Below are 14,016 nucleotides of genomic sequence, written 5' to 3'. Positions count from 1 at the left end.
GGACGCGCCGCGCCGGGGTGCCCGTTCGTGTGTACGAGCCACGGCTACGATCGTCCGCATGTCGAACACCGTTCCGTTCCACGAGCTGCTGCTCTCCACGGTGGGAGCCCCCACCCAGGCCACACTCCTGGACAGCAGTCCCCGGTCACGGGTGTGGCGGGTGGAGCTGACGGACCGGCGGCCCGTCGTCGTCAAGCAGATCACCGACGCCGGGGACACGGGCGCCGACGCGGACGCGCGCTTCGCCCGGGAGATCGCCGGGCTGCGCCTGGCGGGGAGGGCGACCGGGCCCGCCGTGGCCCCCGAGGTGCTCGCCATGGACCCGTCCTCTCGGGTGATGGTCCTCGAGCACGTGGACGACCTCGGCAGGACGGACGACTGGATGCCGGGGTACGCCGAGTCGCTCGCCCGGCTGCACGCCCTGACCGGACCCGCCGACGCGGGCGCGCTACCGGTCTGGTCGGGGCCCACGGCCACCGACGCGGAGTCCTTCCTCGCCCTGGCAAGGGCGCTCGACGTACCCGTACCGCCCACGGTTCCCGACGAACTCGCGGGCCTTCTGGAGCGGTTGGCGCCCACCTCGCACCATGCGCTGCTGCACGGCGATCCCTGCCCCGGAAATGATCTGCGCACCGCCGACGGCGTGCGCTTCGTCGACTTCGAGCGGGCCTCGCTCGGCAACGGCCTGGTCGAACTGGCCTACTTCCGCATCGGCTTTCCCACCTGCTGGTGCGCCCTGTCGGTCACCGCGGCCCCGCTCGCGGAGGTCGAGGACGTCTACCGGACCACCTGGCGCGGTCTCACGGGGAAGGACGTGCCGGGTGACCTCGCCGACGCGTGCGCGGCCTGGCTGATCCAGGGCGACGCGCTCGTCGAGCGGGCCGAACGCGGAACGGCCGACCAACTCGCCCGGGTGCCCGTCGAGGACTTCGAGTGGGGCTACGTCTCGGCCCGTGAGCGGCTCGTCCACCGCCTGGGCGTGGTCGCCGACATGACCCGTGAGCACGACCGTCTGCATGCCTTCGGCCGCCTCGGCTCCGCGATGGCCGACCGTCTGCTCGTACGCTGGCCGAAGCTCCGCCCGCTGCCCACGCCCGACGCGCGTCCCTGGTACTAGGGCCTGTCGTCGTCGTCGCCCGGAGGGCGGCCCCGCGGCGTCTGGTGCGGGTACGCGGGGACGCCCCGTCGCTCGGAGAGCCCCCTGGTCCGTCCGGTCCATCCGGTCCGTCCGGTCCATCCGGTCCGTCCGGTCCGCCCGGGAACGCCTCGTCGCGTTCGCCGATCCCGAGGATCGTCCAGGAAACGTTCGTGCGGCACCCCTCGGGAGTCCGTGCGCGACCACACCTGAGTAGCCGCCTGCGCCGTTCTGAGTACCCGGACCGATACGCCGCCGCCCGCGCCCTGCTGAACTGTGACCATGACCTTCGACGGCCGGCGCCCCCGCCCCCTCCAGCACGTCACCGCCACGGGCACGGCCCTCGCCGTCGCCCTCGGCCCGGTGGTCGTCGGTGCGTTGCTCGCCCGGTCGCTGGGCGGCGACCCCATGGCATCCGTCAACGCCCTGATCGCGGGCGGCGGTCAGCGCGCCCGGATCTCGTCCGCCCAGCTCCGCTCGGGTGCCCTGCGCCGCTCGGGCGCACGACTCCGCTCCCGGGTGACGCGGGGACCCGTCCGCCCGTCCCGCGGCGCCGGCACCGCACCGACGGGCCGCCCCTCCCGTACGGCTCCGCTCCCGCGACGGGCTGCAGGATCAGCCGAGCGGTCTGCGCGCCAGGAGGAAGGCCTGCGGCGTCTTCTCCCGGGGGTCCGGCTCACGCACCAGCCGGGCCGACTCGACGAGACCGGCCGCCGCCAGACGCTCGGCGACGCGCTCCGGTGACCAGCGGTACACAGGTGTCGTACGAGCGGCGGGTGGCGGCGACGTGCGCGGCTTCGGTCATGCAGGCCCTGGGGTCGGGGCCCGGAGACGGACCTGTCATCCGCTCGCCCGAACCTCCCCCGGGTCACCCCGCATGCGCGATGATCGACACATCCGGGACGGCGCCGGGCGGCAGCGCCGGGGTCATGACGAAGGGCACACCGAATGGCCAGGCGGCACCCCGTGCGGGACGACCACCCCTTGAGCGGCGGCGGGGACGGAACCACGCCTCCCGCGGGCATGGACACGGCTGAGGCCACACGCGGCACCAGCCGGCGCCGGTTCCTCGGGTACGTCCTGGCCGCGCCCACCCTCACCGTCGCCGCCCAACTCGGCGTCGAGTCGCTCGCGCCCCGGCAGGCCGCCGCCGCGGCCCCGGCGCTCATCCCCTCGCTCCCCGGACCCGCCGAACTCCTCGACCTCAACGAGCTGCTCACCCTCGCGGCGCTGCCCACCAGCCACCTCATCACCATCCGTCTCGACGAGGACGGCACCGCCCACTTCGCGCTGCCCCGCGCGGAGGTCGGCCAGGGCATCACCACGTCCAGCGCCATGATCGTCGCCGAGGAACTCGACCTGCCCCTGGACAAGGTCGAGGTCACGCTCGCCGACGCACGGCCCGAGCTGCTCTTCAACCAGCTGACCGGCGGCTCCAACACCACCTACTCGATGTACCACCCCCTGCGCGTCGCCGCCGCCGTCGCCCGCGGCCGGCTCCTGCGCGCCGCCTCGCTCGTCCTCGGCGAGGCCGTCGGCACCCTCACCACCAGGTCCGGCGCCGTCCTCTCCCCGGCGGGCACGCTCCTCGGCTACGGCGAACTGGCCGTGAAGGCCGCCGCGCTCACCGACACCGCCGTCGAGGTCACCCTCAAGGACCCCGACCGCTTCCGGCTCATCGGCACCGGGCAGCGCCGCGTCGACGCCCTCGAAGCGGTCACCGGCCGCAAGAGGTTCGCGATGGACCTCCAGGTCCCGGACGCCCTGCCCACCATGGTCTGCCGCCCGCCCACCATCAACGGCACGGTCCGCTCCGTCGCCAACCTCGCCGAGGTCCGGGCCATGCCCGGCATCACCGACGTCGTCACCGTCTCCACCGGCGTCGCCGTCCGCGGCCGCACCTTCGGGCAGTGCGTCGACGCCGTGCGCGCCCTCCGGGTCGACTGGGGACCCGGAACCGCCGAGGGCGCCTCCGACGCGACCGTCCTCGCCAAGCTCCGCCGGGCCGAACTCCCCCTGGTCGTACCGCCGCTGCCGCTGCTCACCAAGGCCGTCGACGCACGCTTCACCTTCCACTTCTCCAGCAACGCGGCCCTGGAGACCAACTGCGCGATCGCCGACGTGCGGGCGGACTCGGCGGAGATCTGGGCCTCGCTCAAGGCCCCGATCGTCGCCCGGGAACAGATCGCGCTCGAGCTCGGACTGCCGGTCGCCGCCGTCCGCGTCCATGTCACCGAAGGCGGTGGCTCCTTCGGCCGCAAGCTCTTCCACGACGCCGCCCACGAGGCCGCCGAGATCTCCCGGGCCATGGGCAGGCCCGTGAAGCTGATGTGGCACCGTGCCGACGACTTCCGCCAGGGCCGTACGCACCCGATGTCCACCTCCCGGGTCCGCGCCACGCACACGCTCGGCGAGGTCCTCACCTACGAGCAGCGGCACACCTCCGTCGCCACCGACTTCGGGCACGGCATCGGCGAACTCCTCACCGCCGAGGCGGCCCGGCTGCCCGTCGGCGACCTCGCCTTCTCCGAGACGATGTTCCAGCTCACCCAGACCAGCCCCTACCACCTCGGCGTCACCACCCAGCTGCTCTCCGAGACCGACAAGGGTTACAACACCGGCTCCATGCGCGGCATCTACTCGCCCAATGTGCGCTGCGCGCAGGAGCTCGTCATGGACGAACTCGCGAAGCGCATGGGCCAGGACGGGTACGCGTTCCGCCGCCGGCTCATGAAGGACCCGCGGGCCCGCGCCGTCCTCGACAAGGTCGCCGAGGTGGGGGAGTGGGGCCGCACCATGCCCGCCGGCACGGCCCAGGGCATCGCCGTCCACACCGAGTACCACTCCGCCGTCGCCATGCTCGTCGAGATCGACTGCCGCCCCGCGACCACCGGGCGGAAGATCCCCGGCGCTGTCACCGGACCCCGGGTGACCAAGGTGGTCTGCGCCGTCGACGTCGGCCTCGCGGTCAACCCGCGTGGTCTGGAGGCCCAGATGATGGGCGGCATCTCGGACGGCATCGCCATCACCCTGACGTCCAGCCTCCATCTGCGCGACGGGCACTTCCTCGAAGGCAGCTGGGACCAGTACTTCTACACCCGGCAGTGGAACACCCCGCCCGAGCTGGAGATCATCGTGATGCCCTCGACCGGCGACAAGCCGGGCGGCGCGGGCGAACTCGCGGTCGCCGGCGCCATGGCCGCCGTCGCCTGCGCCTACGGTCGGGCCACCGGCACCATGCCGACGGTCTTCCCCGTCAACCACGCGGACCCGCTCGCCTTCACCCCTCTGCCGACCGTCCCGCCCGTCCCCGCCTCGCCGACCGACGGCCGCGACCGCGCCCTCTGAGACCTGGAGCAGCATCCGTGCCGCAGCACACCTTCATCCTGAACGGCAAGGCCGTCACCGCCGACGTCGAGGGCGACGTCCGGCTCCTCTGGGTCCTCCGGGACGTCCTGGGCGTCACCGGACCGAAGTACGGCTGCGGGGTCGGCGTATGCCGGGCCTGTACGAGCCACCTCAACGGCAAGGCGTTCACGCCCTGCGCCGTGCCCGTCGAGGACCTCGCCCCCGGCGACGAGGTCACCACCATCGAAGGGCTCCCCGACACCGTCGGGAGCGACCTCCATCCCATGCAGGAGGCCTGGCTCGACCTCGACGTGGCCCAGTGCGGCTACTGCCAGCCGGGCCAGATCATGACGGCCGTCGCCGAGGTCCGGCGGGCCCGGGAGGCCGGACGCGAGATCACCGAGGCGGACCTGGACACGATCCGCAACATCTGCCGGTGCGGGACGTACCACCGCATCCGGCAGGCCGTGCTGGACGGCGCGCGCAGAATGACCTGACCTGACCTGACCTGACCTGACCTGACCTGACCTGACCTGACCTGACCCGAGCCGAGCCGGCGGCGGTCAGACGGACGGCGCCGGCTTCTCCCGTACCGCGTCCAGATACTCCGCCACCGCGTCCCGGTTCCGGGTGAGGCAGCGGATCCGTTCCGTCATCCGGTCCCGCTCGTCCTCCAGGGTGGCCAGCATCTCCGGGGTGGCGTCCGGGAAGTGAATGATCCGCGGCTTGTTCAGGCAGGGCAGGATCTGCTTGATGATCCTGGTCGGCAGACCGGCGTCGAGCAGACCCCGGATCTGCATGACCCGGTCCAGGTTCGACTCGTCGTAGACCCGGTAGCCGTTCGGCAGCCGGTCCGCGACGATGAGACCCTGCTCCTCGTAGTAGCGCAGCAGCCGACGTGGTGTTCCGGTGCGCTCCGACAGTTCCCCGATCCTCATGGACGCCCCTCCAGGGACTCGCTTGACCTTCACATCAATGTGAGGGTTCGAGCATAGATCCATGGCCAACGACACGACAGCGGCGGCCCGTTCCGCCGCGCCCACCACTCCCGCGAGTCCTCCCGCCGCCGCCCCCTCCGGCCGGCTCCCGCTCCTCGCGCTGCTCGCCCTCGCCACCGCCGTCTTCGTCACCAGCCTCACCGAGACCCTCCCCGCCGGTGTCCTGCCGGGCATGAGCGCCGACCTCGGCGTCGGCGAGGCCGCCATGGGCCAGGCGGTCACCGTCTACGCCCTGGGCACCGCCCTCACCGCCGTCCCCCTGGCGGCCCGCACCGCCGCGTGGCGGCGCAAGCGCCTGCTGCTCACCTCGGTCGCCGGATTCGCCGCCGCCAACACCGTGACGGCCGTCTCCACCTCGTACGCCCTCACCATGGGCGCCCGGTTCCTCGCCGGGGTCGCCGCGGGCGTCGCCTGGGCCCTGCTCGCCGGATACGCCCGGCGCATCGCCCCGGCGCACCTCCAGGGCCGGGCCGTCGCCGTGGCCATGACCGGCATCCCCCTGGCGCTCTCCCTCGGTGTGCCGGCCGGCACCTTCCTGGGTGACGCCGTGGGCTGGCGGGCCGCCTTCACCGCCATGACCGTGATCGCCGTCGCGCTCCTCGGCTGGATCGCCCTCGCGGTCCCCGACCTGGCGGGCGAGGCGCACGGCGGACGCGCCCCGGTCGCCCGGACCCTGCGGGTGCCCGGCGTCCTCCCGGTCCTGGCCGTCACGTTCACCCTCGTCCTGGCCCACACCGTGCTCTACACCTACGTCGCCGCCTACCTCGGCCATCTCGGTCTGGCCGGCTCCACCGGCCTCGTCCTGCTGGTCTTCGGCGTCGCGTCGCTCGCCGGCATCTGGTTCACCGGACGGCGCATCGACCGCGCGCTCCGGGCCCTGACCCTCACCGGCACGATCCTCGTGGCCGTGGCGGCCGCCGTGCTGGCCGTCCCGGCCGGAAGCACCGTGCTCGTCCTGACGGCCGCCGCGCTCTGGGGGTTCGGCTGGGGCGGCGCGCCCACCCTGCTCCAGACGGCGGTCGCCGACGCGGGCGGCGAGCACGCCGACACCGCCCAGACACTGCTCGTCAGTCTCTGGAACGCCGCCATGGCGGGGGGCGGCATCGCCGGCGGTGTCCTGCTCGACGTCCTCGGCGCGGGCGCCCTGTCCTGGAGCGTGCTCGTTCTCCTCGTCCCGGTGGTGGCGATCGTGGCGGGCGCCCGTGTCCACGGCTTCCCGGCCCGTCCGGCCGCACGTCGGTGAACCGGCCCCGCACCCGAGGCGGCCCGCCCTGAACCCGTACCGACCTCGGACGGGCCCGACCCGGCCCCTGTCCGCCGGGGAAGGAGGAAGGCCCGAAGGCTCCCACCGCGTCGACGCGGCGGGGCCTTCGGGCCTTCCGTGGACCGTCAGGCGGCCGGCGGGACCCGGGAGGGCCGCCGGGCGCCGCGCGTCAGCACGTAGCCGCCGATGCCGGCGAGAGCGGCGAGGACGCCGCCGGCCCCGGTCCAGAGCCAGCGGTCGGACCACCAGCCGGAGGACCAGCCGTCCTCCGGGGCCGCGGCCTCGACGGCGGTGGGCCGGCCGGCCTTCTCGTCGGCCTCCGCCTGGTCGGCCGTGGTCGCCCCGGGCACGAGCGGCGCGGCGAGCGAGCCGTCGGTCGCGTAGGCCCCGCCCTTGTCGAGGGTGCTCACCCCGAGGCGGGCCGTGAACGGCTGGCCGAGGTCCTCGTCGGGCAGCGAGGTGGCGGTCAGCCGCACGTAGTAGCTGCCGGGCAGCGGGTCGTTCGACCAGGTGTCTGCCGAGGCCCGGACCGGCCGCAGCACACAGGTGAGCCGCACGGTCGCCGTCTCCTTCGCGGCGGCGCGGGCCTGGGTCCCGTACATGCACGGCTGGCGCCGCCGCAGCCCGTCGTACACGTCGATCCGCCAGGTGGCGGGGCCGTGCCGCAGGGCCGCGTCGGGCAGGGTGACGGTGGCGTCCACCGTGGGCCGCTGCCCGGTGTCCGCGGGGAACACCCAGTACAGGTAGTCACCCGTGGCCGCCTGCGCCGTGGCCTGCTGCCCGGGGAGGAAGCGGGCGGCCGTACGGAACGTGGTGCCGGCCTCCGTCGGCCCCACGACGGACGCGGTGTCCTTGCCCGGGTCCGTCGAGGGCGAGGGCGAGTCGGCCAGGGCGGCCGGGGCCGCGAGTCCGAGGAGAGCGGCGCCCGCGAGGGCGGCCGTGGCGAGCGTGCGTACGGTACGCATCAGTGGGTCCTCCAGACAGCGACGCGCCAGCGGGACAGCCAGCCCCAGAGCAGACCGGCCACGAAGCCGACGAGCACCAGCGCGCCGAGCAGCCACCAGCCGCGGCCGAGACCGAACGAGGCCACGTCCGACGCGGTCGACGGGCCGTCGACGACGTCCACCGTCAGCTCGATGGGCATGCCCGGCGTCGTCTTGACCGACGGGGGAGCGGAGAACGAGTTGCTGACCTGGAGACAGACCGTCTCCGCGGCGGGCTTGCCGTCCCCGGGCTCGTCGTCGAGCTCCGGCTTCGGGTAGCGCAGACCCGTCGAGATCACGTCGGTGCGCCCGTCGCCGGCCTCGGAGCCACGGACGATCTCCCGGCCGTGACGGGTGACGGCGCGCAGCAGCACGCCGTAGTCGTCGTTGACGGCGCGGTCGGCCGACACGCTGACGGAGGCGCGGAGTTCCTGGCCGGGAAGCAGGTCCACCCGGTACCAGCGGTGCTGGCCGAAGGCCTCGCGGTCGGTGTACAGACCGGGCTTGAGCTGCGGGGCGTCGGCGCAGCGCAGCGCGCCCTCGGTGGCCACGGGCGTGACCACCGGGTCGGCGGCACGGTCGACCAGCTGCCGGACCCGGCGGGAGAGGTCCTCGGTGCGGTGGACGGAGGTGTACGTGCCTCCGGTGGCCTCCGCGATGCAGGTGAGCTGCTGCCGGGTCTTGGCGTCCGGCACCAGGCCCAGGGTGTCGATGACGAGATGGATGCCCTTGGCCGCGATCTCGCGCGCCACCTGGCACGGGTCGAGCGGGGCACAGGTGTCCTCGCCGTCCGTGATGAGCACGATCCGCCGGGTGGCCTCACCGCCCTCCAGGTCCTTCGCCGCTCCGAGCAGCGCGGGACCGATCGGGGTCCAGCCGGTCGGTGCCAGGGTGGCGACGGCGGTCTTGGCCTCGGTCCGGTCGAGCGGGCCCACCGGGTAGAGCTGCCGGGTGTCCTTGCAGCCCTGCTTGCGGTCCTGCCCGGGGTAGTCGGCGCCCAGGGTACGGATGCCCAGCTGGACCTCCGAGGGCACCGCGTCGAGGACCTCGTTGAAGGCCTGCTTGGCCGCGGCCATGCGGGACTTGCCGTCGATGTCCTTGGCCCGCATGGAGCCGCTCACGTCGAGGACCAGCTCGACCTTGGGGGATTCCTTCGCCACCGGCGCGTCCGCGGTCGCGCCTGTCGGCAGGAGCGCGACGCTCAGGGCGGCGAGCAGCGCGCAGGCCCCGGTCGCCAGCCGTTTTCTCGTGATCATCGCCGGATCGTATTGATGATCCTCCGACAATCCAAAACGGTGGTGCGCGCCGGGGCCTGAGAAGCGGTCAGAACGGGGGAGACCGCGCGGCTCGCCGAGACGGTCCCCCGGGCGTCAGCGGTGCTCGGGGTTCGGGAGGTCCGGCTGGCAGCCCGCGTCCCACGCCGAGCGCTGGTTGCCGTGGGCCGGGATGCCTCCCGCCCGCTTGAGCAGACCGGCGACATGCATCAGGTTCCAGGCCATGAACGTGGTGTTGCGGTTGGTGAAGTCGTTCTCGGGGCCGCCCGATCCCGGGTCCAGATAGGAGGGGCCGGGGCCCGCCGGGCCGATCCAGCCCGCGTCCGCCTGCGGCGGCACCGTGTACCCCAGATGCTGGAGGCTGTAGAGGACGTTCATCGCACAGTGCTTCACGCCGTCCTCGTTGCCGGTGATCAGACATCCGCCGACCCGGCCGTAGTACGCGTACTGCCCGGCGCTGTTGAGGAGGCTGGAACAGGCGTAGAGCCGCTCGATCACCCGCTTCATCACGGAGCTGTTGTCGCCGAGCCAGATCGGCCCGCACAGCACGAGGATGTCGGCGGCCATCACCCGCTCGTACAGCGCGGGCCACGCGTCCGACTCCCAGCCGTGCTCCGTCATGTCCGGCCACACCCCGGTCGCGATGTCCAGGTCGACGGCCCGCACCAGGGAGGTCGTCACCCCCTGCGCCTCCATGACGGACCGGCTGCGCTCGATCAGCCCCTCGGTGTTGCTGACCTCGGGCGAGCGCTTGAGCGTGCAGTTGAGGTAGAGCGCGCTGAGGCCGTCGTACCGGTACTGGGCGGAATCGGGCACGGTCATCGAGGGTCTCCTCACGCACGGGGGCGGCCCCTTCCTCGGACCACTCCCAGCCTGCGCACGCAGCCGCCGTCGGGCCACTCGGCCGCGACCGAACGCATGAGGAGGCGTTCGGGACCGAGTCGTCGTGCCTACGCCGACGGGTGCGGCGGCACGGCGTCGACGAGCGCCGCCAGGGCCGACCCGAGGTCCCTCGCCCGCGGCCCCGGCGCGCCGCCCGGCTCGCTCATGTAGACGTCACGCCGGATCTCGATCATGAGCGCGCCGACCCGCGGATCCCTGCCGTAGTACGGCAGCGGTACGTACGTCCCGGAGAAGGGCGTGTCCGTCGCCAGGCCGCCGAACCCGCCGAACGCCTCCCGTGCCGCGTCCAGCAGGGCCGGCGGGGTGTGGAAGGCGTCCGTGCCGAGGCAGACCGGCGGGCGGGGCCCCTCGCCGTGCAGTTCGTACGGCAGCGGCCCGGTCGGGTACGAGTGGACGTCGATGATCACGGCCCGCCCCGTCGCCTCCAGCCGCTCCGCCACGGCGGCGGCCATGCCCTCGGCGTACGGCGTGAAGTACCGGTCGATCAACGGTGCCGGGTCGAACCCGGTGGGGCGGAGCGGGGCCCGGTGCGTGGTCCGCGTGTACACCGCGCCCATTCCGACGGCCAGCATCTCCTCCCGCTCGTCGGGGAACCGCTCGGGGTCGACGACCAGCCGGGACAGCCGGTTGACGAACCGCCAGGGGCTCGCGCCGGCGGCCGCCGCCGCCACGGCCGCGATCTCCGCCGTGTGGGCGTCGGTGATGTGGTCGAGCTCGCGGTCCAGTTCCTCGTCGCCGAGCAGGATGCCGTCGCGCACGTCCGGGGGTATCACCCGGGAGGAGTGCGGGACATGGAGCAGGACGGGAGAGTCCGGGGCGCCGGCGAGGACGTCGTACGAGCGTGAGGTCATCGGCTCACCCTTCCACAGGTCGGGTCCCGACCGGCCGACGGACGGGGAACCCGCCCCCGCGGCCCCTGATCGGTGACGGCCGTGCCGCGGGCCGGGCACACGCGCGTGCCCGGCCCGCGGCACGGCCGTCACCGATCACCGGTCGACCGCCACCACCGCGTCCGTCATCGGTCGACCGTCACCGCGGCGTGGATCGTCTTTCCGTTCGGCCCCGCGTCCACGGTCACCTCACGGCACAGACGGAGCACGATCGGCCAGCCGTAGCCGCCGGGACGCAGCTCCTCGCGGCGCTCGTACAGCGGGGCCTGCCCGCTGGCGTCGGACACGGACACCGTCACCCGGTCGCGTCCGATCCCGATCCCGAAGCCGGTGACGCCGCCTCCGTGCCGGTGCGCGTTCGTGACCAGCTCCGAGGTGACGAGCAGCAGGTCCTCGACCTGGGAGGGATGCAGGGGGCCGAGCCCCGCGAGGGTGTGACGGACGAGCTGCCGCGCCTGGGCCGGGGTACCGACCGGGGGCGAGCCGACGCTTCCGGCGCCCCACGGGTCCGCCCGGGGAGCCGGGGGCCGGGTGTCGCTCCAGGTCTTCATCACGGATCCCTTTCTTCCTGTTCCTGTCCGGTTTCTCAGCAGGTGATGGCTTTCGTCTGCCCGTTCGAACCTGCGTGATGCGTTTCTCGCCCTCGGAATCGGGTGGGAGCGGGGCGGGAGTGCGTCCGGAAAGGAGGGGTACGAGAACCGGGACCGCTGAACGGACGGCGAGCCAGAGGAGGTTGTCCCGTGCGGACCGATCCGGTCGAGGCGACGACGACGTACACGACGCACGACGTGGCCGAGGAACTGCCCTTTCCCGAGGTCCCGCACGCGGTGCCACCCCGGGACGCGCGCGCCCTGTCGAAGGTGTTCCTCCGGGAACTGGCGGCGCGGGAGGAGGGCACCGAAGGGCACCAGTACGTCCGGAACACCCTCATAGAGATGAACATGTCGCTGGTCGTGTACGCGGCGGGGCGGTTCCGGGCGCGCGGCGACGAGCGGGAGGACATCCTCCAGGTCGGAATGGTCGGTCTCATCAAGGCGATCGACCGCTTCGACCTGTCGCGCGAGGTGGAGTTCGCGACCTTCGCCGTGCCGTACATCGTCGGCGAGATCAAGCGCTTCTTCCGCGACACCACCTGGGCCGTGCACGTTCCGCGCCGTCTCCAGGAGGCGCGGGTGGAGCTGGCCAAGGCGACCGACGAGCTGAGTTCACGGCTGGGCAGGGCTCCGCGCACCTCCGAGCTGGCGCCGGCCATGGACCTGACCGAGGACGAGGTGATCGAGGCCCAGGTCGCCGCCAACGGCTATCACTCCACGTCCCTGGACGCCACGTTCGCCGGCGGCGACAGCGACGAGGAGGACGCCGCGCTGGGTGATCTCATCGGCCGCGAGGACCCGGCGCTCGCGCTCTTCGAGGAGTTCCACACCCTCGCCCCGCTCGTGGAGGCCCTCGCCCCGCGCGACCGCCTGCTGCTGCACCTGCGTTTCGTGGAGGAACTCACCCAGACGGAGATCGGCGAGCGGCTCGGCGTCTCCCAGATGCATGTCTCCCGGCTGCTCGCCCGCAACCTGGACCGCCTGCGGGACGGCATGGCCGAGGACGGCGGCGAGGGCTGAGCGGAACGCCCGGCCCGGCCCGCGCCGGGCGTTCCTCCGCTCCGGGAGCGATCGGTCGGCACGGGCGCGCCCGTGCCGACCTGGGTGCGGGGTCAGGCGGCGAGGAGCCCCGGGGCGAGGGGGAGGCCGCCGAGGAGTCCGCGCCTGTCCTGGTGCGCCGGGCCGGTCACACGTGGTCCCACGCGGGCGCCGCGATGTAGGAGGGCCGCCGGACCGGGGCGGCGAACGGCGCCTCCGGCTGGTTCTCGACGCTGTTGAAGACGAGGAAGACATTGCTGCGCGGGTACGGGGTGATGTTGTCGCCCGACCCGTGCAGGGCGTTGCAGTCGAACCACGTGGCGGAGCCGGCCGCGCCCGTGAAGTGGCGGATGCCGCAGGCGTCGGCGAACGTGGTCAGCGCCTCGTGGGAGGGCGTGCCGGCGTCCTGCATCTGGAGCGACCGCTTGTAGTTGTCCTTCGGCGTCGCACCGGCGCAGCCGAGGAACGTGCGGTGCGAACCCGGCATGATCATCAGGCTGCCGTTGGTGGTGTGGTTCGGCGTGAGCGCGATCGACACCGACACGGTCCGCATCCTCGGGAGGCCGTCCTCCGCGTGCCAGGTCTCGAAGTCCGAGTGCCAGTAGAAGCCGCTGGCCCCGAAGCCGGGCTTGACGTTCACCCGCGACTGGTGGACGTAGACGTCGGAGCCGAGGATCTGGCGGGCGCGCCCGACGATCCGCGGGTCCTCGGCGAGCCGGCCGAAGACCTCGCTCATCCGGTGCACCTCGAAGACGGAACGTATCTCCTGGGACCGGGGCTCGACGATCGATCGTTCGTCCGCCCGTACGGCGGGGTCGGAGACGAGCCGGTCCAGCTCCGCCCGGAGCACGTCGACCTCGTCCGGTGTGACGATCTCGTCCACCGAGATGAAGCCGTCGCGGTCGTACTCCTCCAGTTCACGGGCCCAGAAGGGGCCCGCCGTACCGGGCTCGGACCACACCACGGGGTCCTTGCGGCCGATCAGTTCCTCCTTGGGGCCACGGGTGGGGTAGAGGTCGACGGGGCGGGTGGGTGCGGAGGGCATGGAGGAGCCTGCTTCCTTTCGCGTAGGGGTGTCGGTGCGCGCGGGGGGTGTCGGCGGCGGGCCGGGCTCAGGCGTCGTCGGCCGCCGGCTCGGGTTCCGTGAGCAACGGGTAGACGCCGTTCTCGTCGTGGTCCTCACGCCCCGTCACGGGCGGGTTGAAGACGCACAGGCAGCGGAAGTCGGCCTTGACCTTGAGGGTGTGGCGCTCGTGCCCGTCGAGCAGGTACATCGTTCCGGGCAGGATCGTGTACGTGCGGCCCGTCTCGTGGTCGGTGAGCTCGGCCTCGCCGGCCGTGCAGACGACGGCCTCGACGTGGTTCGCGTACCACATGGCGGTCTCTGTGCCGGCGTACAGCACCGTCTCGTGGAGGGAGAAGCCGACCCGTTCACGGGCCAGCACGATGCGCTTGCTCTCCCAGGTGCCCGAGGCGGACCGCACGTGCCGCTCGGTGTTCTCCAGCTCGTCGAAGGTACGGACGATCATGGGGTACGACTGCCTTTCGTTTCATCGGTTCACGGGTCGGTGGAGCGTCGGGTCGGAAGAC

General features: G+C 73.0%; 14 protein-coding genes. 6 read left to right on the top strand and 8 right to left on the bottom strand.

Annotation, left to right across the window (positions count from 1 at the left end):
• Positions 1-58: 58 nt before the first annotated feature.
• The 4 genes from OG392_RS03035 (at position 59) to OG392_RS03020 (ending at position 4,980) form a co-directional block, all read left to right on the top strand.
• Entirely contained in the window at positions 59-1,117 is a 1,059-nt protein-coding gene (locus OG392_RS03035; RefSeq protein WP_329275220.1) for a phosphotransferase, read from the top strand.
• Positions 1,118-1,417: 300 nt separating this feature from the next.
• Positions 1,418-1,879 (top strand): hypothetical protein, encoded by a 462-nt coding sequence (locus tag OG392_RS03030; RefSeq protein WP_329275218.1) that lies wholly within the window; start codon positions 1,418-1,420, stop codon positions 1,877-1,879.
• Between the two features lie 279 nt (positions 1,880-2,158).
• Positions 2,159-4,483 (top strand): molybdopterin cofactor-binding domain-containing protein, encoded by a 2,325-nt coding sequence (locus OG392_RS03025; protein WP_329275216.1) that lies wholly within the window; start codon positions 2,159-2,161, stop codon positions 4,481-4,483.
• A gap of 17 nt (positions 4,484-4,500) precedes the next feature.
• Positions 4,501-4,980 (top strand): (2Fe-2S)-binding protein, encoded by a 480-nt coding sequence (locus OG392_RS03020; protein WP_329275215.1) that lies wholly within the window; start codon positions 4,501-4,503, stop codon positions 4,978-4,980.
• Between the two features lie 66 nt (positions 4,981-5,046).
• On the opposite strand, the gene OG392_RS03015 is transcribed toward OG392_RS03020, so the two are convergent.
• Positions 5,047-5,421, bottom strand: coding sequence for a MerR family transcriptional regulator (locus tag OG392_RS03015; protein WP_187620852.1), 375 nt, complete (start codon positions 5,419-5,421; stop codon positions 5,047-5,049).
• 61 nt (positions 5,422-5,482) lie between these two features.
• On the opposite strand from OG392_RS03015, the gene OG392_RS03010 reads away from it, so the two are divergent.
• Complete coding sequence (locus OG392_RS03010) at positions 5,483-6,724, top strand: MFS transporter (protein ID WP_329275212.1); 1,242 nt, start codon at positions 5,483-5,485, stop codon at positions 6,722-6,724.
• A 146-nt stretch (positions 6,725-6,870) separates the two neighbouring features.
• Here the strand turns inward: OG392_RS03010 and OG392_RS03005 are convergent, their stop codons facing one another.
• The 5 genes from OG392_RS03005 to OG392_RS02985 form a co-directional block, all read right to left on the bottom strand.
• The gene (locus OG392_RS03005) at positions 6,871-7,710 is read right to left on the bottom strand and encodes a hypothetical protein (RefSeq protein ID WP_329275210.1); all 840 of its coding nucleotides are present in this window, start codon (positions 7,708-7,710) and stop codon (positions 6,871-6,873) included.
• Entirely contained in the window at positions 7,710-8,984 is a 1,275-nt protein-coding gene (locus OG392_RS03000) for a VWA domain-containing protein (protein ID WP_329275209.1), read from the bottom strand. The genes OG392_RS03005 and OG392_RS03000 overlap by 1 nt, the downstream gene beginning before the upstream one ends.
• A 114-nt stretch (positions 8,985-9,098) precedes the next feature.
• Positions 9,099-9,824, bottom strand: a complete 726-nt coding sequence (locus OG392_RS02995) for a flavodoxin family protein (RefSeq protein WP_329275206.1) — start codon at positions 9,822-9,824, stop codon at positions 9,099-9,101.
• 128 nt (positions 9,825-9,952) lie between these two features.
• On the bottom strand, positions 9,953-10,756 hold the full coding sequence (locus tag OG392_RS02990) for an N-formylglutamate amidohydrolase (RefSeq protein ID WP_329275205.1): 804 nt from the start codon (positions 10,754-10,756) through the stop codon (positions 9,953-9,955).
• A gap of 164 nt (positions 10,757-10,920) precedes the next feature.
• Positions 10,921-11,346: an ATP-binding protein gene (locus OG392_RS02985; RefSeq protein ID WP_329275203.1), complete on the bottom strand. Its 426-nt coding sequence runs from the start codon at positions 11,344-11,346 to the stop codon at positions 10,921-10,923.
• Between the two features lie 189 nt (positions 11,347-11,535).
• Between OG392_RS02985 and OG392_RS02980 the strand changes: the two genes are divergently transcribed.
• A complete protein-coding gene (locus OG392_RS02980; protein ID WP_443054660.1) occupies positions 11,536-12,408 on the top strand; it encodes an RNA polymerase sigma factor SigF in 873 nt (290 codons plus the stop codon).
• A 166-nt stretch (positions 12,409-12,574) separates the two neighbouring features.
• Here OG392_RS02980 and thpD read toward each other — a convergent pair whose 3' ends face one another.
• Entirely contained in the window at positions 12,575-13,471 is an 897-nt protein-coding gene (thpD, locus tag OG392_RS02975) for an ectoine hydroxylase (RefSeq protein WP_329275201.1), read from the bottom strand.
• A gap of 67 nt (positions 13,472-13,538) precedes the next feature.
• Positions 13,539-13,955, bottom strand: coding sequence for an ectoine synthase (locus OG392_RS02970; RefSeq protein WP_329275200.1), 417 nt, complete (start codon positions 13,953-13,955; stop codon positions 13,539-13,541).
• Positions 13,956-14,016 lie beyond the last annotated feature (61 nt).

The sequence above is a fragment of the Streptomyces sp. NBC_00691 genome, assembly GCF_036226665.1.
In the GTDB taxonomy this organism is placed as follows: domain Bacteria; phylum Actinomycetota; class Actinomycetes; order Streptomycetales; family Streptomycetaceae; genus Streptomyces.
Note: the sequence above shows the minus strand (reverse complement) of the source record. Positions and strands in the feature narration are given on the sequence as shown.

What these genes read in the sequence shown, in the direction of transcription:
- OG392_RS03035 (WP_329275220.1), top strand. Translation starts at nt 59, where the DNA reads ATGTCGAACACCGTTCCGTTCCACGAGCTGCTGCTCTCCACGGTGGGA.
- OG392_RS03030 (WP_329275218.1), top strand. Translation starts at nt 1,418, where the DNA reads ATGACCTTCGACGGCCGGCGCCCCCGCCCCCTCCAGCACGTCACCGCC.
- OG392_RS03025 (WP_329275216.1), top strand. Translation starts at nt 2,159, where the DNA reads ATGGACACGGCTGAGGCCACACGCGGCACCAGCCGGCGCCGGTTCCTC.
- OG392_RS03015 (WP_187620852.1), bottom strand. Translation starts at nt 5,421, where the DNA reads ATGAGGATCGGGGAACTGTCGGAGCGCACCGGAACACCACGTCGGCTG.
- OG392_RS03010 (WP_329275212.1), top strand. Translation starts at nt 5,483, where the DNA reads ATGGCCAACGACACGACAGCGGCGGCCCGTTCCGCCGCGCCCACCACT.
- OG392_RS03005 (WP_329275210.1), bottom strand. Translation starts at nt 7,710, where the DNA reads ATGCGTACCGTACGCACGCTCGCCACGGCCGCCCTCGCGGGCGCCGCT.
- OG392_RS03000 (WP_329275209.1), bottom strand. Translation starts at nt 8,984, where the DNA reads ATGATCACGAGAAAACGGCTGGCGACCGGGGCCTGCGCGCTGCTCGCC.
- OG392_RS02995 (WP_329275206.1), bottom strand. Translation starts at nt 9,824, where the DNA reads ATGACCGTGCCCGATTCCGCCCAGTACCGGTACGACGGCCTCAGCGCG.
- OG392_RS02990 (WP_329275205.1), bottom strand. Translation starts at nt 10,756, where the DNA reads ATGACCTCACGCTCGTACGACGTCCTCGCCGGCGCCCCGGACTCTCCC.
- OG392_RS02985 (WP_329275203.1), bottom strand. Translation starts at nt 11,346, where the DNA reads ATGAAGACCTGGAGCGACACCCGGCCCCCGGCTCCCCGGGCGGACCCG.
- thpD (WP_329275201.1), bottom strand. Translation starts at nt 13,471, where the DNA reads ATGCCCTCCGCACCCACCCGCCCCGTCGACCTCTACCCCACCCGTGGC.
- OG392_RS02970 (WP_329275200.1), bottom strand. Translation starts at nt 13,955, where the DNA reads ATGATCGTCCGTACCTTCGACGAGCTGGAGAACACCGAGCGGCACGTG.